This is a genomic window from Phyllobacterium sp. P5_D12 (assembly GCF_054049495.1).
Genome location: NZ_JBFUMG010001103.1, coordinates 1 through 696, shown reverse-complemented (window position 1 = coordinate 696; position 696 = coordinate 1). Strand labels below are relative to the sequence as shown.

Sequence of the window (696 nt, the reverse complement as noted above, 5' to 3'; positions counted from 1 at the left end):
CAGAAAAGCAATCGCGAAGTGCGAAAACCCAAGAAAGAGAAGGTTGCGCCGAAGGCCGACGTTCCTTTCAGCTCAATGATCAAAAAAGCCGAAAGCACAGCGCCCAAGGCCAAGTCAAAGGGCTGATTTAGCCAAGAAAGCCCCGGCTATAATCGGGGCTCTATTTTTACAGGATCTGATAGCGCAAGTGGGTGACCAGCGGCGACTGGATAGTTCTTGTATTTTTGAGCTCGATCGTTTCATCACCCATCTCGTCGAACAGGCGTGTCCCCCGCCCGAGCAAAACCGGCGCGAGTTGGAGAACGATTTCATCCACTAACTTCGCCTGCAATAGCTGTTGGGCAGCATTTGCTCCCATAACAACGATCTCCTTTTCACCTGCAGCTGCTTTCGCCTGCTGTACAGCGCTTTCGACACCGTTGTTGATGAAAGTAAATGCCGCGCTTTTCATCTTGAGCGGCTCACGTTTTTCATGGGTGAGCACGAAGCTCGGGGCGGGAAATGGCGTGTCTTTCCAATGCGGCAGCCCGAGATCGAAAGTTCGCTTCCCGAGGATCACCGCACCGACGTTGGCAGGCATCTCCCGTGCCATGTCGCGGTCGACTTCAGAGCTTTCGTCAAACAGCCAATCGTGCAACCGTTCGCCGCCCTCACCCATGGCATTTTCGAGGCTGATATGAGGGCCGGCGATGAAGC

Annotated in this window: 1 protein-coding gene; it reads right to left on the bottom strand. The window is 54.2% G+C overall.

The genetic code is table 11. The annotated features are described in order from the left end of the window. Positions 1-166: 166 nt before the first annotated feature. A partial coding sequence (locus ACXJ5O_RS28950; RefSeq protein ID WP_457302911.1) for a dihydrofolate reductase family protein occupies positions 167-696 on the bottom strand: 530 nt, incomplete at its 5' end.